The organism is Roseovarius aestuarii, from assembly GCF_019966515.1.
Lineage (GTDB): Bacteria > Pseudomonadota > Alphaproteobacteria > Rhodobacterales > Rhodobacteraceae > Roseovarius > Roseovarius aestuarii.
This window is the reverse complement of sequence record NZ_JAIMIB010000011.1, coordinates 57,222-77,755: the sequence shown is the minus strand read 5'-3', so window position 1 is coordinate 77,755 and position 20,534 is coordinate 57,222. Positions and strand designations below refer to the sequence as shown.

19 protein-coding genes and 2 tRNA genes are annotated in these 20,534 nt (G+C 57.3%); 8 read left to right on the top strand and 13 right to left on the bottom strand.

Annotated features, from left to right (window positions below):
* Positions 1-54 precede the first annotated feature (54 nt).
* From LC334_RS13965 to LC334_RS13955, 3 genes are all read left to right on the top strand, one after another.
* The gene (locus tag LC334_RS13965) at positions 55-1,089 is read left to right on the top strand and encodes a cysteine synthase A (protein ID WP_085801185.1); all 1,035 of its coding nucleotides are present in this window, start codon (positions 55-57) and stop codon (positions 1,087-1,089) included.
* On the top strand, positions 1,086-3,509 hold the full coding sequence (locus tag LC334_RS13960) for a DUF3772 domain-containing protein (RefSeq protein WP_085801186.1): 2,424 nt from the start codon (positions 1,086-1,088) through the stop codon (positions 3,507-3,509). The genes LC334_RS13965 and LC334_RS13960 overlap by 4 nt, the downstream gene beginning before the upstream one ends.
* A 156-nt stretch (positions 3,510-3,665) precedes the next feature.
* Positions 3,666-3,755, top strand: a tRNA-Ser gene (locus LC334_RS13955).
* Positions 3,756-3,956: 201 nt separating this feature from the next.
* Here LC334_RS13955 and LC334_RS13950 read toward each other — a convergent pair.
* Together LC334_RS13950 and LC334_RS13945 are read right to left on the bottom strand one after the other, a co-directional pair.
* Positions 3,957-4,031: transfer RNA gene (locus LC334_RS13950), tRNA-Asn, on the bottom strand.
* An 82-nt stretch (positions 4,032-4,113) separates the two neighbouring features.
* Entirely contained in the window at positions 4,114-5,025 is a 912-nt protein-coding gene (locus tag LC334_RS13945; RefSeq protein WP_085801187.1) for an MBL fold metallo-hydrolase, read from the bottom strand.
* Between the two features lie 40 nt (positions 5,026-5,065).
* On the opposite strand from LC334_RS13945, the gene LC334_RS13940 reads away from it, so the two are divergent.
* Both LC334_RS13940 and LC334_RS13935 read left to right on the top strand, forming a co-directional pair.
* Entirely contained in the window at positions 5,066-6,370 is a 1,305-nt protein-coding gene (locus LC334_RS13940) for an ATP-binding protein (protein WP_085801188.1), read from the top strand.
* A gap of 127 nt (positions 6,371-6,497) precedes the next feature.
* Complete coding sequence (locus LC334_RS13935) at positions 6,498-6,695, top strand: hypothetical protein (RefSeq protein WP_085801189.1); 198 nt, start codon at positions 6,498-6,500, stop codon at positions 6,693-6,695.
* Positions 6,696-6,744: 49 nt separating this feature from the next.
* Here the strand turns inward: LC334_RS13935 and LC334_RS13930 are convergent, their stop codons facing one another.
* Positions 6,745-8,835 carry a GGDEF domain-containing phosphodiesterase gene (locus LC334_RS13930; protein ID WP_223413001.1) on the bottom strand — a complete coding sequence of 697 codons (2,091 nt, stop codon included), beginning with the start codon at positions 8,833-8,835 and terminating at the stop codon, positions 6,745-6,747.
* A 27-nt stretch (positions 8,836-8,862) separates the two neighbouring features.
* Positions 8,863-9,492 carry a glutathione S-transferase family protein gene (locus tag LC334_RS13925; RefSeq protein WP_085801190.1) on the bottom strand — a complete coding sequence of 210 codons (630 nt, stop codon included), beginning with the start codon at positions 9,490-9,492 and terminating at the stop codon, positions 8,863-8,865.
* A gap of 447 nt (positions 9,493-9,939) precedes the next feature.
* Here LC334_RS13925 and LC334_RS13920 point away from each other — a divergent pair, with 447 nt between their 5' ends.
* Both LC334_RS13920 and LC334_RS13915 read left to right on the top strand, forming a co-directional pair.
* On the top strand, positions 9,940-11,631 hold the full coding sequence (locus LC334_RS13920; protein ID WP_139836443.1) for an adenosylcobalamin-dependent ribonucleoside-diphosphate reductase: 1,692 nt from the start codon (positions 9,940-9,942) through the stop codon (positions 11,629-11,631).
* A gap of 10 nt (positions 11,632-11,641) precedes the next feature.
* Positions 11,642-11,926, top strand: coding sequence for a DUF1653 domain-containing protein (locus LC334_RS13915; RefSeq protein ID WP_085801192.1), 285 nt, complete (start codon positions 11,642-11,644; stop codon positions 11,924-11,926).
* A gap of 40 nt (positions 11,927-11,966) precedes the next feature.
* On the opposite strand, the gene LC334_RS13910 is transcribed toward LC334_RS13915, so the two are convergent.
* Positions 11,967-12,776: a division plane positioning ATPase MipZ gene (locus tag LC334_RS13910; protein WP_085801193.1), complete on the bottom strand. Its 810-nt coding sequence runs from the start codon at positions 12,774-12,776 to the stop codon at positions 11,967-11,969.
* Between the two features lie 250 nt (positions 12,777-13,026).
* Here LC334_RS13910 and LC334_RS13905 point away from each other — a divergent pair, with 250 nt between their 5' ends.
* Positions 13,027-14,283, top strand: coding sequence for a D-amino acid dehydrogenase (locus LC334_RS13905; RefSeq protein ID WP_085801194.1), 1,257 nt, complete (start codon positions 13,027-13,029; stop codon positions 14,281-14,283).
* Between the two features lie 114 nt (positions 14,284-14,397).
* Here LC334_RS13905 and acpS read toward each other — a convergent pair whose 3' ends face one another.
* From acpS to folK, 8 genes are all read right to left on the bottom strand, one after another.
* On the bottom strand, positions 14,398-14,808 hold the full coding sequence (gene acpS / locus LC334_RS13900) for a holo-ACP synthase (RefSeq protein ID WP_085801195.1): 411 nt from the start codon (positions 14,806-14,808) through the stop codon (positions 14,398-14,400).
* A complete protein-coding gene (locus LC334_RS13895; protein ID WP_217809119.1) occupies positions 14,805-15,434 on the bottom strand; it encodes a LysE family translocator in 630 nt (209 codons plus the stop codon). The genes acpS and LC334_RS13895 overlap by 4 nt, the downstream gene beginning before the upstream one ends.
* A gap of 4 nt (positions 15,435-15,438) precedes the next feature.
* Positions 15,439-15,876: an ABZJ_00895 family protein gene (locus LC334_RS13890; protein WP_085801196.1), complete on the bottom strand. Its 438-nt coding sequence runs from the start codon at positions 15,874-15,876 to the stop codon at positions 15,439-15,441.
* Positions 15,876-16,643, bottom strand: coding sequence for a pyridoxine 5'-phosphate synthase (locus LC334_RS13885; protein WP_085801197.1), 768 nt, complete (start codon positions 16,641-16,643; stop codon positions 15,876-15,878). Before LC334_RS13885 ends, LC334_RS13890 begins: the two co-directional genes overlap by 1 nt.
* Before the next feature lie 36 nt (positions 16,644-16,679).
* Positions 16,680-17,345 (bottom strand): DUF2062 domain-containing protein, encoded by a 666-nt coding sequence (locus LC334_RS13880; RefSeq protein WP_085801198.1) that lies wholly within the window; start codon positions 17,343-17,345, stop codon positions 16,680-16,682.
* A gap of 9 nt (positions 17,346-17,354) precedes the next feature.
* Positions 17,355-19,496 (bottom strand): RelA/SpoT family protein, encoded by a 2,142-nt coding sequence (locus LC334_RS13875; protein ID WP_085801199.1) that lies wholly within the window; start codon positions 19,494-19,496, stop codon positions 17,355-17,357.
* A 33-nt stretch (positions 19,497-19,529) separates the two neighbouring features.
* Positions 19,530-19,883, bottom strand: a complete 354-nt coding sequence (rpoZ, locus tag LC334_RS13870; RefSeq protein WP_085801200.1) for a DNA-directed RNA polymerase subunit omega — start codon at positions 19,881-19,883, stop codon at positions 19,530-19,532.
* Positions 19,884-19,954: 71 nt separating this feature from the next.
* On the bottom strand, positions 19,955-20,521 hold the full coding sequence (folK, locus tag LC334_RS13865; RefSeq protein ID WP_085801201.1) for a 2-amino-4-hydroxy-6-hydroxymethyldihydropteridine diphosphokinase: 567 nt from the start codon (positions 20,519-20,521) through the stop codon (positions 19,955-19,957).
* Positions 20,522-20,534 lie beyond the last annotated feature (13 nt).

Below are 20,534 nucleotides of genomic sequence, written 5' to 3'. Positions count from 1 at the left end.
GTCGGCCTCGTCAGGACATACACCAAAGGGACGCTATGACAGGAGCATCAGGCAATGCGATACGCTGAGGATCTGGCCGCGGCCATTGGGAATACCCCGCTGATCAAGCTGAAGAAGGCGAGCGAGGAAACCGGGTGCACTATTCTGGGAAAATGCGAGTTTTTGAACCCCGGCCAGTCGGTCAAGGACCGTGCCGCGCTTTATATTATCCGCCATGCGATGGCGAAGGGCGATCTTTGCCCTGGCGGCACGATCGTGGAAGGCACTGCGGGCAATACCGGCATCGGCCTCGCGCTGGTGGGGGCATCGCTGGGCTTCAAAACGGTGATCGTCATTCCCGAGACCCAGAGTCAGGAAAAGAAGGACATGATCCAGCTGGCGGGCGCAGAACTCGTGCAGGTGCCAGCGGCCCCGTACAAGAATCCGAACAATTACGTGCGTTACTCCGGACGTCTGGCGGAAAAGCTGGCGCAAACCGACCCTAACGGCGCGATCTGGGCCAACCAGTTCGACAACGTCGCCAATCGGCAGGCACATGTCGAAACAACCGGCCCCGAGATTTGGGAACAGACCGGCGGCAAGGTGGACGGTTTCGTCAGCGCCATTGGCTCGGGCGGGACGCTAGCCGGTGTCGGGGTGGCGCTTCAGCCAAAAGGCGTCAAGGTCGCGCTGGCCGATCCGATGGGGTCGGGCATGTTCACGCTTTACCGCGATGGTGCAGCGGCAGCCGAGGGCAGCTCGATCACCGAAGGGATCGGGCAGGGCCGGATCACCGCTAATCTCGAAGATTTCACCCCCGACATGTCGTGGCAGATCCCCGATGACGAGGCATTACCGATCGTTTTCGACCTGCTGCGCGATGAAGGGCTGTGCATGGGCGGCTCGACCGGGATCAATATTGCTGGCGCCATCCGCATGGCCCGCGAGATGGGGCCGGGGCACACGATTGTGACCATGCTGTGCGACTACGGCACACGCTATCAGTCCAAGTTGTTCAACCCCGAGTTTCTGCGTGAAAAAGGTCTCCCGTCGCCTGACTGGTTGACCGATGCGCCCCGTGCCATCCCCGGCGTATTTGAAGACGCATGAGGTATCTCCGATATCTGATGATCCTGCTTACGCTGGCGGTGGCTGCGACAGCATCGGTACACGTTCCGCACGCCAGCGCCCAACCCGCAGATACCGCAATCGACTATAGCAGGTGGGACGAAGTTGCGACATTCAGCGAGTCTGCTGTCGAATTGCGGCGGGCCTCGAACACTGCGTTTGAGGAATTGCGCAGTGAAATTGCCAATTGGCGAAAACAATTTCAAGCGGCCAGGGATGCCAACAGCAGTGCGATCGATAGCGTAAGGGCGCAACTCGAAGCATTAGGCCCGGCGCCGGAAAACGGCAGCGAGGGCGAAGAGGTTGCCGCAGAGCGCGCACAGTTAAACGCGCGGCTTGCGGAGCTGGAAGCACCGGTCAAGAAAGCTGAACTTGCCCATAGCCGGGCCGAAAGCCTGATAGCGGGGATCGATACGATCATCCGTGAACGCCAGGCCGAAGAGCTTCTGGAGCTCGGTCCTTCGCCCCTCAATCCTACCTATTTTGACGATGGCATCAGGGCGCTTACCGACAGTTTCGGTAAAATAGGACGTGAGGTTTCCACCGCATGGTCGAACCCATTACAGAGAGCTGAAGCAAAAGAAGATCTGCCTGCGATCCTGTTTTTGATGGTTCTTGGTATCTTGCTGATTGCCCGTGGCCGCCGCTGGACCAAACGGGTGATCAAGCGGTTGACGCGTGACCGCAAAGACGCGGGTGCGGGGCTCTGGGTCGCGACATTTGCCATCTCGCTCGGATCGTTGATCCTGCCTTGGCTGGGCACCTATTCGTTGATCGAAGCAGCCTATGCGACCGGGCTTCTGGGGGTTCGGGGCGACATGTTCCTGTCGGTTCTGCTGAGGGCCGTATTTATCTACCTGCTCGTGCTCTGGCTTTCGCAGCGGATTTTCCCGGCGTCGGAACTGCGTCTTCCGTTTCTGAATCTTGACGTGCAGCAGCGCCGCTACGGCCGTCTCTACACAGCATCTCTCGGGCTTGTGATTGCTTCTTTTTATGTCCTTACCTCAATGTCTCAGGCGGCCGGTTGGCCAGAGCAGGCGACCAATGTCGTGCTTTTCCCGCTCATTGTGGTCGCGTCGCTGCTGCTGGTGTGGCTGGTGCGGATTCTGATATTGGGCGCTCGTCAACCTGCTGATAACGAAGACGAAGAGACATATCGCGGACGCTTCACAAGGCTGATGCTGCGTGCGGTCATGGTGTTGGCGGTCGTGGCGCCGGTGTTGGCGGCAATCGGTTATTTCAAGGCGGCGCAATCGCTGATGCTGCCTTCGCTCTTCTCTCTCATGCTGGTGGCCGCCCTGATCGTGCTGCAGCGATTGGTGAACGAGGTCTATGCGTTGCTCCGGGGCCGCAGTAGCGACGGGGCGGCGGATTCTTTGACACCGGTCCTGGTCGGCTTTGTGCTTGTGCTCTTATCGCTTCCGATCTTTGCTCTGATCTGGGGCGCGCGGCTGGTTGATCTGACCGAGCTTTGGACACAGTTCACCGAGGGCGTAAGCGTTGGCGGTGTTCAGATCTCGCCCGCGATTTTCCTGACCGTAGCGATTGTGTTTGCGATTGGTTACGCATTGACACGCGCGCTTCAGGGTACGCTGAAAAACACCATTCTGCCGAAGACCAAGCTGGATATGGGCGGACGCAATGCAGTCGTCTCGGGTGTCGGGTATATCGGGATCTTCCTGGCAGCGCTGATTGCGATTACCAGCGCCGGGATAGATCTGAGTTCGCTTGCTATTGTCGCCGGCGCGCTTTCCGTCGGCATCGGTTTTGGCCTACAGAATATCGTTTCCAATTTCGTCTCGGGCATCATCCTGCTGATCGAACGACCGATATCGCAGGGCGACTGGATTGAGGTGGGCGGTATCCATGGCACAGTCAAGGATATTTCGGTGCGCTCAACCGTGATCGAAACCTTCGATCGGTCGGACGTGATCGTGCCCAATGCCGATTTTGTAAGCGGCCGGGTTACGAATTATACTCGTGGCAACACCGTCGGGCGCCTGATCGTACCAGTGGGCGTGGCCTATGGTAGCGACACAAAACAGGTCGAGAAGATCCTCAGGGAGGTGGCCGAGGCGCATCCGATGGTTCTCGCCAACCCAGCCCCCAATGTGCTGTTCCGAGGCTTTGGCGCAGACTCGCTGGATTTCGAAATACGAGCGATCCTGCGCGATGTGAATTGGGTGATGAACGTGCATTCCGACATGAATCACGAAATTGCTCAGAAGTTCTCGGAGCAGGCAATCGAGATTCCATTCGCACAGCGCGACGTCTGGCTACGCAATCCCGAGACTCTGAACCGGGATTTCGCTGAATCAAAACAGACGGGCACACGAACTGCGGCCATTAATGAACAGACAGAGCCGCAGGGTACGGATGACGGGGATGGCGATGGCGAATAGGATGCGCTGACTGTAATACTGCCTGATCGGTTGTTGCGTGCGCAATAGGAGCATCCAATCTGCACCACCGGTCATACCGAAATGCCTCCATTGCCGATCGGGCAGTCATTCAGCCCTTGCACAGGTCGAGAAAGTCGGGCTACACACCCGCGCAACGGAGCGGTGGCCGAGTGGTCGAAGGCGCACGCCTGGAAAGTGTGTAGGCGGGAGACCGTCTCCAGGGTTCGAATCCCTGTCGCTCCGCCATCACACCCGAAGAGTAAAGATGCTACCGTCAGGAACGGGCCATACTCTGCCGTCCGGGTTATTAGCGTTGAGTTGCTCCGGCAGATCACTTTCAACAAAGCAGATTGATCTTCGCGTTATTTAAACGTGGCCATCGGCAAGGACAGACTTGATTTGGCAATCAAAAAAGGCTCGGCGAAAACGCCAAGCCTTTGAATTCTTTGGCTCCGGCGGTAGGGATCGAACCTACGACCAATTGATTAACAGTCAACTGCTCTACCGCTGAGCTACGCCGGAACATCTACGCCCGTATAGCAATCCCGATTGTTCCCGTCCAGAGGGGTTCTGACACTTTTTTCAATACGCTGCAGATGGTCTGCTATATCAGCAGAAACTGCGACTCTGCGGTTAGTTCTGCTGCTGGCATAACCCGACTTTTTCCATGAAGATCAATCAGATGGGCCAACACGTTGCGGGTGGCCGCTGGGATGAGCGCATCCGGGGTATCGTGATAGATTTGCATGGTCAGATCCTTCGCTGTCGCTGGGCCTTTGCGAAGATGTTCCAGGATTGACGACTCTCGTGACAGTCGGTGCGTAATCAGCCAGTCGAGGCGGGCGGCAGGATGGGAAATCGGTGCGCCGTGACCGGCGTGAAACACCTTCGCGCCCAAGCTCTTCAGCTTCTGGCACGATGACATGAAATCGGTCAAATCGCCGTCTGGTGGAGAGACCAGTGAGCTGGCCCAGCCCATCACAAGATCACCGGTAAAAACAGCCTGGCCCAGCTGAAAGCACAGATGATTGCCTAAATGACCAGGGGTCCAGTGGGCGCGCAGCTGCCAACCATCTGCGTCGAGCAGGGCGCCGTCTTCCAGACCGATATCGGGATTGAAATCGCGATCGAGTCCTTCGCCGCCGCCAACCAGTCCGCGCTCGGCGAGGCGTTGCATCACGGCGCTGCGGCCGGCATCCGCGGCTCCGTAGCCGTAAATTTTCGCGCCGGTTTCACGTGACAACGCTGCCGCGAGGGGGGAATGATCCAGATGTGCGTGGGTGACCAGAATATGAGTGATCTGCTGGCCTGGCCGCAATGTCCCCAGAATCGCCCGCAGGTGTCCCGAATCCAGCGGGCCCGGGTCAATCACCGCCAGTTGCCTGTCGCCGACCAGATAGGTGTTCGTGCCACGAAATGTCATGGGGGACGGGTTTGGTGCTAGGATACGCTGAACACTCGGACCGATCTTTTGCGCGATCCCGACGGGCGGGTCGAAGTCACCGGCTGCGTTCATGGCTCTTCCTCTTGTCGCATCACCCAGCTAGGTTTAGCGCATGAACTTCCGCTGGCTCAAACCCTATATGCCCCGCAGCCTTTATGGCCGGGCGATTTTAATTCTGCTTTTGCCGGTCATTTCTTTGCTTCTGGTGATTTCGATCGTCTTTATTCAGCGCCATTTCGACGGCGTTACCAAACAGATGACGCAAGCGGTCAGCCGAGAGGTGCTGCTGGTGCTGGAAAATGGAACCGCGCCGGACGAGGGGCAGGGGCTTGAGATGGCTAGAGCTTTGCAAATAGCCGTCAGCCAGCTTGAAGCCGGGGAAACTCCGGTAGGTAACGCGAGGCGCTGGTACGATTTTACAGGGGTGGTCGTGATCGGTGAGTTCACCCGATTGCTGCCCCAGGTACAAGCAATCGATTTGCCTAACGACAAGGTGGTACGGCTTTTTTTCAAGACGCAGAGCGGTCCCGTGGTGCTTAGTTTCGACCGACGGCGCGTTTCGGCCTCAAACCCGCACCAACTGCTGGTCTACATGATCGTTTTCGGCGTGCTGATGACGGTCATCGCCTATCTCTATCTGCGCAATCAGTTGCGCCCAATAACTCGATTAGCGCGCGCTGCAGAGGCGTTTGGCCGCGGTCGGCACGTGACCTATCGGCCAGCAGGCGCCACCGAGGTGCGGGCGGCCGGTAGCGCATTCCTGGACATGCGCGCACGGATCGAACGGCAGATCGAGCAGCGTACGTTGATGTTATCGGGTGTCAGCCATGATCTGCGCACACCGTTGACCCGGCTGAAACTTGGCCTGTCAATGATGGACGATGAAGAGGCGATGTTCTTGCGGCGCGATGTTACGGAAATGGAGCGGCTGCTGGATGAGTTTCTGGCATTTGCCCGCGGCGCGCAAGAGGGCGAGCCGGAACTGGTGGATCCGGTGGAATTGGTGGAGCAGATCGTGGCAGACTGCAAGCGTGCACGGATTGATGCCCGATTGATCGATGCCGAGGGAGAGGGAAAAGTTGCCTTACGCCCCGGAGGGATGCGCCGGGCGATCGAAAATCTGATCAACAACGCGGTACGTTATGGCACCCGCGCCGAGATGTCGGTGCTGCTGACTGAAAAAACCCTGCGCATCCGCGTTGAGGATGACGGGCCCGGCATTCCCGAACATCAGCGGGAGGAAGCGCTAAAGCCCTTCGCCAGGCTTGATCCGGCCCGTAACCAGGACAAGGGAAGTGGCGTAGGTCTTGGGCTTGCCATCGCTGCCGACATTGCCCGCGTCCACGGCGGCATGTTGCGGTTGGCAGAAAGTGAACGGTTGGGCGGTTTACGCGCGGATATCGTGATTGCGCGCTGAATTCGCCAGCAAAGCGATCTTTGTTGCATTGTCTGATTTCGCTGCTGGGATGGTTTATCGACCGTACGTGCCGGTAATCAGCCGGTATTCGGGTTACCGATAAAAGAGCGGGTGAAGGATGGGATGAATGCAACAAAAAACGTTCAAACGCGAGTTTGCCGCATGCCTCGCTGTTTTCCTTTGCTTTGTCGCATGGAAGGCGTCGAATGCTGAGCCTGTAGAAACTTTGAAGGTCATTATCTGGCCGATCATGCTATTTGTTGGGGCCGCGTTCGGGATGCAATGGGCCAGCAAACAGACCGATCTGACAACGGGGAGAAAATGACATCAGTGGCAATGATGCTCTGTGGCAGAGACCGATGTCGCACAGTATTTTAGCCTGTGAACCGTGTGTCAGCGTTCAATGCGTTGGATTTGCATTTGGCGTTCAACTGCTCGACAGTTGATTCAAGGCGTTCGAGCGGAACCGGACGTGACAGGAGGTATCCTTGCACCTGTTCGCAGTCATGATCAGCCAACCAGTCGAGATGCTCTGCTGTTTCCACACCTTCTGCAACGACCGTTGCACCGATTTGTCGCGCCAGCGTAAGGATCAAATCGATGATCGGCCCGGATTTCGGCAGCTGATTAATGAATGACTGATCGATCTTCAGGCAGTTCAACGGAAAGCGCGAGATATATGACAGGTTTGAATAGCCGGTTCCGAAATCGTCAATCGCGATACGATAACCCAGCTGCGCAATTGCTTCGAGTTTGTTTTCGATATGGTCATGATCGCCGATCAGTACATTCTCGGTTATCTCCAGTTCAATTTTTCCGCTGGGGAATTCAGGATGCACTGAGTATTTGCGCAGCGACTGCATCAGCCGTTCATCATCGAACTGCCGTGGTGAAATGTTTAGCGAAATTTCGATATCAAAGCCGGATTTGTGCCAAGCGATTGCCTGTTCGCATCCCATTTCCAACACCAGCTGCCCCAGTTCCTCGATCATTCCGGTCTCTTCACAGATCGGGATAAATTCATTCGGCATGATCAATCCGCGCTCTGGGTGCTGCCATCTGACCAACGCCTCTGCTGATACGACGCGGCTTTCGGCAAGATCGACCCTTGGCTGAAAATGCAGCACGAAGTTCCTGTTTTCCATTGAGGTTTTCAATTCCTGCTCAATGGTGTTGCGGGCATTGGCGGCAGACCCCATTTGTTCGGTAAAGAACGTCACCCGGTTGCGGCCCGCCTGTTTGGAGGCATATTGTGCAATATCTGCTTCGCGCATCACATTGGTCAGGTCGGCCGTATCTGGCGAGAACATCGTAACGCCCATGCTTACAGTTACGGTGGTGCGCACGGACTGGTGAGTGATGGGCTGTGCGATGAGCTTCAGGAGGTTTTCAATCCTCGAACTAAATTCGGTCCCGATAGCGATATCTTCGAAAATGATCACGAATTCGTCACCACCAAGGCGCACCAGGATATCACATTCGCGAATTGATTTGTTTGCCCGCGCAGCCACTTCTTTCAGGACGACATCGCCCATCTGATGCCCCAGGCGGTCATTGATCTGTTTGAAATTGTCCAGATCGAAGCACAGCAAGGCGCAGCGCCCGGTCTTGGACCGCTGGATCGCCGCCACGTGTTGAAGTAGATACGTTCGATTAAAGCAACCGGTGAGCTGATCGCGGTCTGCAAGATAGCGGGCTTTGTCACGCGCATTCTTCAATTCGCTGACATCGACGGCGGTTACAAGGATTGCCGGTTTTCCGGTCACCGAATCCGAACAAAGTTTGGCCGAAATATCGTACCAGCGCGGCCCGGAGTTGGTTCTTACCCTGGCCACCATGCGGTGCTGGCCCGATGTTTCGGCATTGTCGATCAACGTGTCGTAATCAGGCAGGTAAACGAAATGGTCTTCGAACTTCAGCGTGGGGTCGAAGGCCGCGTTACGCGCCGCCGGATTCATGTAAAATGGCGCGCCATCCTTCTCGAATAGCGTGATCATCACATCGGTATGCAACAATGCTTCGGCAGTGCGCAGCTTTTCAGGTTCGTCTTTAACCTGACTAACCGCTTCGCATAGCATTGCCATGCGCCCGTCGGGAAGGCAAAATCCGCTGAAATACACCCGAACACTTTCAGGTTTTCCCTTTGGATAAAGTGTCCATAACTCATCAAAAACCGCGTTATGTGCAACAAAATCGACCTGGTATTGCTTAAGCCGTTTGGCGACTGTCGAGGACATGTCGTCGGCGAGGTTTCGATTGCACAAATCCACTTCGTTTTCTGCCTGCCAAAGGTGGCAGGCTGCATCATTCGCAAAGATAATCCGAGAATTATCTATGTCGAAAACCCAGATCGCAGCATGCAACCGCCGCGCGACGGTGAACGAGTCTGGATAGATCCGACCGCGACCAGCCATCGCCGAAAGCAACGGCATGGCGGTTCCAAGCTTTATTTTCTCGTTGCCCATGAGGTTCCGTCCCGACTGGCAGGGAGGTTAGGCTGCTTTATCGATTGGCTGACCCATTTCCGCGATCGGTTGGAAGCTATCAGTGCATGTCACATCAGCGATCCAACGCTCGATTGCCGGGAAATCCTTCATCGCAAGACCGGCCTCTTCCAGTACATGAACGTAACCGAAGACCGCGATATCAGCGACGGAATATCCCGAGGCCAGCATGAACTGCCGAGCATGCAGATGCCCATCAAGTCGGAATAAACCCGCCTCGGCAGAGGCCTGCCAATCGGCAATATCGATGGCGCGCGCGTCGCGTTGTTCCGGCACGATGGTCGTGAAGAACCTTGCCGGCGAGATATATGGTTCAAGCTTTGATTGCTCGAAGAACATCCATTGAAGCGCCTCGGCGCGTTCTGACCGGTCGGTCGGCATCAGATGGCTGGATTCTGCCAGATACCAGAGCATGGCGTTGCTCTCGCCAATGCCGTGCCCAGTATCGGTTTCAAGATACGGGACGACCCCCAGCGGATTGATATCAAGATATTCAGGAGATTTCTGTTCACCTTTCAGGACATCGATGAGGGTCAGTTCAAAGGGTTGGTCAAGCTGGTTCATGGCCAACCAGGGCTTGAAGCAGTTACCCGACCCCAAACAAGCATAAAGTTTCATCACGAGAAGGCCCTTCTGTCGTTGGTTATAGTCTTCTCGCTAAAGCGCGCCTGTTAAGCTCAGCTAAATTTCTGTGAGCCAAGAAACCCGATTTGTCATCAATTTTTTCGACAGTTTTATTCAAACCTGGAAGACCCGAATCGGATGCATACAGTTATTGGACTTCTCAAGAAATTTACCTGTCACTCCAAAATAGCGTCGTCCGCAGATAAAGCGCAGGTGGCCTAATTGGACGTGGAAAACAAGGGTAATTCAACAGTTTTTGGCCGCGTGTTCGCATTTCGCGGCGTTAACGAATTGTTAATCAAATTTTAAGTATCAGCTCGTATTTTTCAATTGTTAACAAAAGGTTAACGCAAAAGAACGAATTGGAAACAAGCTTAAATAAAATAAGTGGAAGGATGTGAGTGGACTATGTTGGATGGAACTGGAACCCGCCCGTCGGGAATGGCCTTTGATCAACTCATCGGTGAACAGATCTGGCGCTCGAAATATCAATACAAAACCGCGGGCCGCGAGGTTGATGAAACACTGAGCGATACCTGGATCAGGGTTGCGCGATCACTTGCGCAACCGGAAAAAGTCGAAAACCGGCAGGAAGTTTCGCACTCCTTCTATCAGGCTATGCAGGGATTCAAATTGCTTCCCGCGGGGCGTATCCTTGCTGGATCAGGCACGCACCGGAACGTGACGCTGTGCAATACGTTCGTGATGCGCACGATCCCGGACTCGGTCAAAGGGATCATGGACACGGTCAAGGATGCGGCCCTGACAATGCAGATGGGCGGCGGGATCGGGTTTGATTTTTCGACGCTTCGTCCAAAAGGCAATCTTGTGCGCGGTCTGGATTGCCCGGCCGCCGGACCGCTTGCGGCGATGGATATCTGCGATGCGGTCTGCAAGATGCTGGTCACCGGCATGGGCCGAGGTGCGATGATGGCGACGATGCGCTGCGATCATCCGGATATCGAGGCATTTATCGATGCCAAGTCCGATCCGTCGCGGCTGCGCAATTTCAACCTGTCGGTCCTGATCACCGATCGCTTCATGGCTGCCGTCGCAGCGAATGCCACATGGGACCTGGTGTGGAACGGTCAGACTGTAAGACGCGTCGGCGCGCGCGACATATGGGAGGCGATCATGCAGCGCGCCTATTGGACAGCCGAGCCCGGTGTGCTTTTCATCGATCGCATCAATGCCGGCAACCCGTTGTCTTATCTCGAAGAATTGTCCGCCACCAATTCCTGTGCCGAGCAACCATTGCCGCCCAACGGCACCTGTCCGCTTGCGTCGATCAATCTGGCGCGGCTGGTGGCATCCCCGTTTCGGGGTGATGCACATCTTGACCTGAGAGAGTTGCGACACCTGGCCGGTACCGCGGTGCGACTGCTGGACAATGTGATTGACCTGTCCCGTTTCGCGCTAAGCGCGCAGCGCCGCGAGGCGCAAGAGAAACGGCGTATCGGGGTGGGGGTGACCGGTGTTGCCGATGCGCTGATCATGCTTGGCGTGCGCTATGGGACGCCCGAGGCCGCTGCGCTCGTGGAATCTTGGGTTCGCACAATCCAGAACGCAGCCTATCTTGCCTCGGCCAAGCTTTCAGCAGCACGGGGGCCATTTCATCTCTACGATGCATCGCTGCACCGGCAACATGCATCGATCCGGGCGCTTGACCCGCAGGTGCGCAAGGCCATTGCAGATCACGGGTTGCGTAACGGCGTTCTGACGACAATTGCCCCGACCGGCACCACTTCGATGCTGGGCGGCAATGTCTCGTCGGGGATCGAGCCGGTCTTCGCAACATCTTTCAAACGCAAAATCAGTCGCCCGGACGGAACCAAGTCCGAGGAATTGGTCGAAGATTATGCGGCCTGGCTTTATCATCGCCTCAATGGCAGCTCGGCGGAATTGCCCAGCTCATTTGTCACCGCTTCCGATCTGCGCCCGGATGAACATGTGCGGATGCAGGCCGCGGCGCAGCGTTGGATCGACAGCGGGATCTCGAAAACCGTCAACTGTCCGGAAAACATTCCGTTTGCGGCGTTTGAGGACGTCTATCAACAAGCCTACGATTCCGGCTGTAAAGGATGTACCACCTATCGGCCCAACGCCATCACAGGATCGGTTCTTTCGGTCTAGAAAGGGAAACATGACATTTCTGCTTCGCCGGTTTGGCGCGTTCCGCAAACACATGCGTCCGAATGAACAGGTTGCCCGGGATGTGGCCGGGCTGGATTTCAGCCGCGATGCGCCAGCGGGTGGGGCAGGGTGGCAGGCAACCCATCAACACCGCAAGGGTGGTCTCTACCGAGTCCTCGGGCGGGGCACGTTGGAAGCGGACAGAAGCGACGTGGTGATCTATCAGGACGTGCAAGGGAAGATCTGGGTAAGGGCTGTCACCGAATTTGAAGACGGGCGGTTCAAGCCGGTATAGCAGTGGCCGGGCACGAAGCGTTCAATAGAGGCGGGTGAGTTTAGAAATCCACCTCGACACCGGGCAGTTCGAGCGCCTTGATCAACTCGCGCAGTTCCTGCCGGGCCGCGACGTTCGAAATGTTGAGGCCTTTGACACCGATATCTTTCAGGTCAAGAAGCGTCAGGCCTCTCGGGAACAATTCGCGGAAGATCACCCGCTCATTGAACCCCGGCGCGGTGCGAAACCCGATACGTCGGGCAAGATTGTCGATCGCAGCGCCCATCTTCTGCTTGTTGATCATCTGCTGCGCACCCATGCGGTTGCGCACCACAATCCAGTCTATCGGTTTCAGCCCCGCCTGCGCGCGCAACTGACGGGCGTTCCAGACCATCTCGGAATAAACCGACGGCCCCAGGATTTTGCGGCCATCCACATCGACATGCGCCAGCAGGTCGAAATCGATGAAACTGTCATTAAGCGGCGTGATCAGCGTATCGGCCAGTGAATGCGCCACCTGGCTTAGCCTCGTATGAGAGCCGGGGCAGTCGATCACAATGAAATCGCTATCGGTTTCCAGATCGGCCACTGCGGCCGACAGGCGCCTGTCATAGACGTTTTCGCCTGGTCGCAACACAGCGGGGTCGATTTCCGGCAGATCGTGATAATGCGCGCCGGGAAGGTTCAAGCCGGCCTTTTCCATAAAGCGCGCACGATTGGCGGCATAGCGGCCAAAGGTCTTCTGCCGCAAATCCAGATCCAGCGCGCTGACCTTGTGGCCCATCCTTGCCAGGGCGGTGGCGACATGCATCGCAACGGTCGATTTGCCTGCACCGCCCTTTTCGTTGCCGACGACAATGATATGCGCCATGTCCCGTTCCCTTGTCCCACAGGATTTGCCCGTTATTTTTGCCGCACATTATCTTTGGTTGAAGAGATTGGGAAGCGAAGTTGCCGTTCTTTGACCGTTTCGGCGCACGAATTTTTCAACCTGTTGCGCAAGGTTCCAGCCCGAGCCTCGCTGGCGGGATCGTGCCAGTAAGGCCAGAGATAGTCGTTGAGCTTTCCCACCAAACCCCGCAATATTGATCTCTGCGTGTAATGGGGAAGAGGATCAGCACATGAAGGTTGTGGTGATGGGAGCTGGTGTGATCGGCGTCACGACGGCGTATTACCTTGCCAATCAGGGCGTCGAGGTGGTGGTGCTGGACCGGCAGACCGGGCCGGGGCTTGAGACCTCCTATGCCAATGCCGGAGAGTTGTCCTACGGCATGACCTCGCCCTGGGCCGCGCCGGGTATTCCGGTGAAGGCGATCAAGTGGCTTTTCATGAAGCGCCGCCCGCTTTTCATCTGGCCGCTGATCAGCCCGACCATGTGGATGTGGTCGATCCAGATGATCCGAAACTGTAATGCCGAAAGCTACCGGATCAACAAGTCGCGCATGGTGAGGATCTCGAATTACAGCCGCGACGTGATGCCCGATCTGATCGACGAGACTGGCATTGACTATGAAGGCCGTGAGCAGGGCACACTGCAGCTTTTCCGGACAGAAAAGCAGCTTAAGGGGTCGCGCGCGGATCAGGAGATTCTGACCGAATTCAACAGTCCGTTCGAAGAACTTGATCGCGATGGCTGTATCGTCGCCGAACCCGCCCTCACCAATGTGCGCGACAAGTTCGTGGGTGGGCTACGCCTGACCGCGGATCGGACCGGCGATTGCCGGATGTTCACCATCGCGCTGGCCGAGAAAGCGGCAGAGATGGGCGTGCAGTTCCAGTACGGGCAATCCATTCGTGGCATTGCGGTTGAAAATGGCCGGGTGGCGGGCGTAGACACGGAATTGGCGGGCCGGATTACCGGTGACAAATATGTGTGTGCACTTGGCAGCTATGCACCGCGTTTCCTGAAACCGCTTGGGCTGAAACTGCCGGTCTACCCGGTCAAGGGTTATTCGGTGACGCTGCCGGTGATTGATGATGCCAAAGCGCCGCAATCGACGCTGATGGATGAAACCCACAAGGTCGCGATCACCCGGCTGGGTGACCGGATCCGCGTGGCGGGCACGGCCGAGATTGCCGGCTATTCCAATCGGCTTGGGCCGCATGCCACCGATACGGTGAAACACGTGATCGGGGATCTCTTCCCCGGCGGTGGCGATCTGGGTCAGGCCGAAGGCTGGACCGGGCTCAGGCCCATGACCCCGGATGGCACGCCCGTTCTGGGCGCGACACAATACGACAACCTCTACCTGAACACTGGCCACGGCACGCTGGGCTGGACCATGGCCTGCGGCTCGGGTCGGGTTGTTGCTGATGTGGTTCTGGGCAAAGATCCGGATATATCCATGGATGGCTTGACTGCCGAACGTTACGGATAGGAACGCTGATCTATCCGGCCAATGTAACGGTTTCAACCCGGGGTCTGGGGGCGTCCCCAGGGCCTGCGTGGCCTGAACGCAAAACTGAACGGCGTGAGCCAAAGCGAACGCCTGTCAGGAACCGCCCGCTGAAGGGCGCGCCTCGATCACCACGAAGGCCTGCGCCCAGGGGTGATCATCGGTCAGGGTCACATGGATAATCGGTTCGTGCCCCGCGGGCGTCATCTCGGCCAGGCGTTCTGCCGCCCAGCCGGTTACCGCCATCACCGGCTGACCGGTTTCCAGGTTTGATACCGCCATGTCCTTCCACGAAATGCCCATGCGCAACCCAGTGCCCAGCGCTTTCGAACACGCCTCTTTCGCGGCCCAGCGTTTCGCATACGTGCCCGCCACATCCTTGCGCCGCTCGGCCTTGCGCTGTTCGGTCTTGGTGAAGACGCGATTGCGGAAACGGTCGCCGAACCGGTCAAGCGTGCCACTTATGCGCTCGATATTCGCCAGGTCCGTGCCCACGCCCAGGATCATCTGGACACTGCCGAACGGATCAGGGCGAATGCGCCTGTTGCAAAGAGCGCCGCCGTTGTGCCTTCGATCCAGCGGCGACCACGATAATAGATTGCCATCATACCGCCCATTGAAAAGACAAGCGAATAGCTGAGGTTGTTGAAAAACGCGACCAGCACGCAGACCAGAGTGGTCAGCACAACCGACAACAACGTGTCGTTCGGATTCAAACCCATAGACAGGGCCGCGATCCAGGCTATCACCGATTTCGGATTGGACAGGTTGAGGATCACCCCGCGCCAGAACCAGCGGCCCGCGCCAATTTCGGTTGGTGCTGATGCCCCCGGCCTCATGGCGGAGCGTCCGGCGTTCCAGGCAAGCCACAGGAGATAGAGGCCCCCCAGCAGTTTCAGCACCGACAACAACCAGATCGAGGCCAGCAACACTGCACCCATCCCGGTGGCCGCCAATACACCCCAAAACACAAGTGCTACGCTTAACCCTAAACCGTAGACAAGACTGGCCCGGCGGCCATAGCGCATGGCAATCGCGGCATTTGAAATATTGGCCGGGCCCGGTGAGGCGGCGACCACCCAGAACGCAACGCCAACCGTAAGCAATGTGGTCAGATCGATCATATCGGCCATGTTGTCACTCCCGGCGCTGGCTTTTTAATTCACTGCGCGCGCCCAGCCAGAAAAACAGTCGTGTGCCGAGCAGGATTGCGACAATCATAAGGACTGTGACCGCGCTCAACGACGCAAATCCCTTTGGCGTCAAGAAAAGGCCCATGCCCCCGGGAAAGGCCACCATGAAGAAGGCCGCAAATGCCATGGTGACACCGCATCCCACCAAGGCAAAGAGAACTGATTGCCGCCAGGCCCATCCTCCTTTTGGCATGGCACCTTCTGCGCGGGCATATTCTGCTCCTTCAAGCATAGCGACCAGCATGATCGGCACCAATGTCGCCGCTGACGACCGCAGGCTATAGTGAAAGAACCACGCGACAACGAAAAGCAGCAGCGAAATACACATCAGCACAAGCGCATAGCGCAGCACGAAACGCGACCAGTTGACCGAATAGCGCATCAGCTTGCCGCCTGAAGCTCACCGCGCGCTTCATCCATCAGTCGGCGCATCTCGGCCATAGCAGGTTTGAGACCAATAAAGATCGCCTCGCCAATGATGAAATGCCCGATATTCAGCTCACGCACTTCGGCAAAGGCCGCGACCGGCTTCACCGTGTCATAGGTCAGCCCGTGCCCCACATGTACCTCAAGCCCCAGAGAATGGGCATAGCGGGACATTTCGCGCATCGCTTCCAGCTCGCGGTCGCGGTCGTCGAACCGGCCTTCGTGATGAGCATCGCAATAGGCGCCAGAATGCAATTCGATCACCTGCGCGCCGATCCGGTGTGCAGCGTCGATCTGACGTTTGTCGGCAGCGATAAAGATACTCACCCGACAGCCCGCCTCGCGCAGAGGGGCGATGAAATGGGCCAGGCGATTCTCCTCGCGCGCGACTTCCAGTCCGCCCTCAGTGGTGCGCTCCTCGCGCTTTTCCGGCACGATGCAGACCGCGTGCGGCTTGTGGCGCATCGCAATAGCCTGCATCTCGTCGGTGGCGGCCATCTCGAAATTCAACGGCACGTTCAGCGCGTCCATCAACCGGTCGATATCGGCATCACTGATATGGCGGCGATCCTCCCGCAGATGTGCGGTTATGCCATCGGCGCCGGCCTCCTCGGCCAGTTTGGCGGCGCGCAACGGGTCGGGCGTGTCACCGCCCCGGGCATTTCGCACGGTGGCGACGTGATCGATGTTCACGCCAAGGCGCAGTTTTTCCGATAGCGACATTTTAGACCTCTGATCATTTGCGACTCAGCGGTCAGCCTATTCTGCTTTTTTCTTGGCGTCAGCCTTGCTGGCAGCTTTTTCTTTCAGCGCCAGCCATTTAGCTTTCAGGCGCCCTCTGCGACGGTTCTGGTAGGCTTGGATAAAGGGCAGACTGATGTAATAGCAGATCAATCCACAGATCAGACCGGGGATGATGCCACCGACCATATAGGGAAAGAACACCTCGTCGTAGAAGATTTTCAACTCGGACCAATGGGCGGTATCATCGGTGAAGATCGCGTACATGTTGTCTTTCAGGTCGCGGCCCGCATTGATGAATTTTTCCCCAAGAGAGCTGTGTATCTCCTCGGTGTCGGGGGCGTTGCGGTTGCCCAGCAGGAAATGTCCGGTTTGCAGGGATGAGACCCCAATGAAGATAAAGGTCAGCGGATTGCCAAAGAAGGTCGCCAGCAGCGACGCGATGATATTGCCACGCAGGACGAAGGCCACGAAAGCCGCAAGAAAGAAATGCAGCCCGAAAAACGGGGTGAAGGTCACGAACACTCCGGCAAAGATGCCGCGCGCAATCCGGTGCGGCGGGTCGGGCAGGCGCCACAGCCGGTGCTTCACGTATTGAAACGCGCGTGTCCAGCCGGTGCGCGGCCAGAGAAACTCGACCACGGCCCGCCAGATCGGACGTTTGTTTCGACGTTTGAAGACCACGAAGGGCTCCTAGTTTTGCTGTGTCTGCGTTCCGCCGGATCGGTCCGGATCGCGGTGACGTTCGATTGCGGCAACATCGCTTTCAGCATCAAGTGCCGACATCAAACGGTGTAGATGCTCCGCGTCTCTTAGCTCGACATCTATCAGCAACCGGTAAAAATCCGGCTTCCGATCCACAAAATTCAGATCTGAAATATTGGCCTTCTGTTCACCTATCAAGGTGCAAATGCGCCCAAGTACGCCCGCATCATTACCAATCGTCATATCCAGCGTCACCCCATAAACCGCAGGGTGAGTGCCGCCATGCCAATGCAAGTCTAACCAGCGCTGCGGCTGGTCGTCAAATGCCGAGAGTGATTCGCAGTCGATTGCATGCACCACCACGCCCTGTCCACGATAGGTGATTCCGACGATGCGTTCACCAGGCAGTGGCTGACAGCAGGGCGCTCGGTCGAAACTCTGATCTGCGGCAAGACCGATCACCGCCAGATCCAGTGCAACTTCATCGCCGTTTTGCGGCGCCAGGTCGGGATAAATTGCATTGAGGACATTCTGGGCCGTCAACTCGGCGCTGCCGAGCCGCGCCAGCAATTCATCAGGTTCCTTCAACCGCAGGGTTCGGGCCGCGGCTTCCAGCGCTTTGTCGGTGGCTTTCTTGCCGACATGCTCAAATGCCGCCCGCGCAAGTTCCCGTCCTAGTTTGATAAAACGGTCCCGGTCCTGTTCACGCAACGCCCGGCGGATGGCGGCGCGCGCCTTGCCGGTGGTGGCGATATCGAGCCATGTGGGCTGTGGGATCTGCCCCTCGGCGGTAATGACATCCACCGACTGGCCGTTCTTGATCCGGGTCCAGAGCGGCACGCGCATGCCGTCTATCTTGGCGCCGACGCAGGCATGGCCGATACGGGTGTGAATGGCATAAGCGAAATCGATCGGAGTCGCCCCGCGGGGCAGCTTTACCACGTCGCCCTTGGGCGTAAAGCAGAACACCTTGTCGGCATACATCTCGAGCTTCACCGCTTCGAGGAACTCGTGATGGTCCTCCTCGGCGTCAAATTGTTCGGTCAGCGACGAAATCCATTTGACCGGATCGACGGCAAAGGGGTTTTCGCTGCGTACCCCGTCGCGATAGGACCAGTGCGCCGCCACGCCGGTTTCGGCCACGTCATGCATTTGCCGGGTTCTGATCTGCACCTCGACGCGTTTGCCGTCACGCCCGCTGACCGTGGTATGGATGCTGCGATATCCGTTCGACTTCGGCTGGCTGATATAATCCTTGAAGCGCCCGGGCACCGCACGCCAGCGTTGATGAATCGCACCCAGAACAGAATAGCAGTCATATTCGCTATCTGTAATGATGCGAAACCCGTAAATGTCACTCAGGCGGCTGAACCCAAGCTCCTTTTCCTGCATCTTGCGCCAGACCGAATAGGGCTTCTTGGCGCGGCCCAGCACATCGGCCTCGATCCCGGCTTTCTCGATCTCGTGGCGCATGTCGCCGGTGATCTTTTCGACCACGTCGCCGGTTTCTTTCTGCAAGGTGATGAAGCGCCGGATGATCGAGGCGCGCGCATCCGGGTTCAGGACCCGAAACGCCAGATCCTCCAACTCTTCACGCATCCATTGCATACCCATGCGGCCCGCCAGCGGCGCGAAGATATCCATGGTCTCGCGGGCTTTCTTCAGCTGCTTTTCCGGCCGCATCGCCTTGATTGTGCGCATGTTGTGCAGCCGGTCGGCCAGCTTGACCAGGATGACCCGCATGTCCTTGGACATCGCCATGAAGAGCTTGCGAAAGTTCTCCGCCTGCTGGGTTTCGGTGCTGGAAAGTTGCAGATTGGTCAGCTTGGTGACGCCATCGACCAGGTCGGCAATCTCGGTCCCGAATTTCTCGGCGACGGTGCTATAAGACGCGCGTGTGTCTTCGATCGTGTCATGCAGAAGCGCGGTGACGATGGTCGCGTCATCAAGGCGCTGTTCGGCCAGTACGGCCGCCACGGCAACCGGGTGGCTGAAATACGCCTCACCCGAGTGGCGATACTGACCCTCATGCATGTCGCGGCCATACTCGTAGGCCGCGCTGATCAGTTTCTCATCTGTTTTGGGGTTGTAGGTGCGAACCAGCGCGATCAGGTCTTCTTGGGCGATCATACGCTGCGCATCCCCGGGAATTCGGGGTCAGGTTCAGCCCTGACCCTGCGCTTCCATCAACGCCCGAAGCAGCTTTTCTTCGGACATGTCATCATCGGCGGGCTTGTCGGCCTCGCCGCCCATCAGCAGGGCCATCGAATCTTCTTCTGGCTCGTCCACTTCGATCTGGGTCTGGTTCGATTCGATCAGACGCTCGCGAAGTTCGTCTGCCGATTGGGTCTCTTCTGCAATCTCACGCAGGCTGACGACAGGGTTCTTGTCGTTGTCACGATCCACGGTAATCGGCGCCCCGGCCGAGATTTCGCGGGCGCGATGCGCTGCAAGCATCACGAGGTCAAACCTGTTAGGGACCTTGTCAACGCAGTCTTCTGTGGTCACGCGGGCCATGGGAACTCCGATAAAAGCATCAATAGAAGTCCGGTATTTAAGGCCTGCACATCAGATTTACAAGCACAGAATCAAATGCGAATGACCTGTTCTTTATCTGCGTCGCGCAGGGCCTCGAGCATCTGTGAGACGGTTAGATTGAGCACCGGATGCCGCCAATCTGGAGCAATATCGTGCAGCGGCACCAGAACAAAACCGCGATCATGCAATCGCGGGTGCGGCATGATCAACCGATCAGGCGTTTTTGCCATCTGCTGATCAGGCGGTAGATCACGCCATCGGATATAGGTTTCCAGGTCGGGCAACACCAACGATCCGGCAGCGATCAGATCAAGGTCGAGCGTGCGCTGCCCCCATCTTTCCTGCCGTTCCCTGCCGAATTGCTGTTCAACGCGGTGTAGCATGGCAAGAAATTCTTCGGGATCGCCCGAGTATGCGACCCGCGCGGCTGCGTTAACATAATCGGGACCAGCGCCCGCCGGAAAACAAGGGGTGTGGTAAAAATCGCTGACCATCTCGATAGACGCACCGGAATCCGCCAAAGCCACAAGTGCGGCACGTAATGTTTCTACCGGGTCGCCCGCATGAGAGGGCAGGTTGCTGCCAAGTGCGATCATGAAATCGTGACGATTTTTCATCGGAAACCTATCC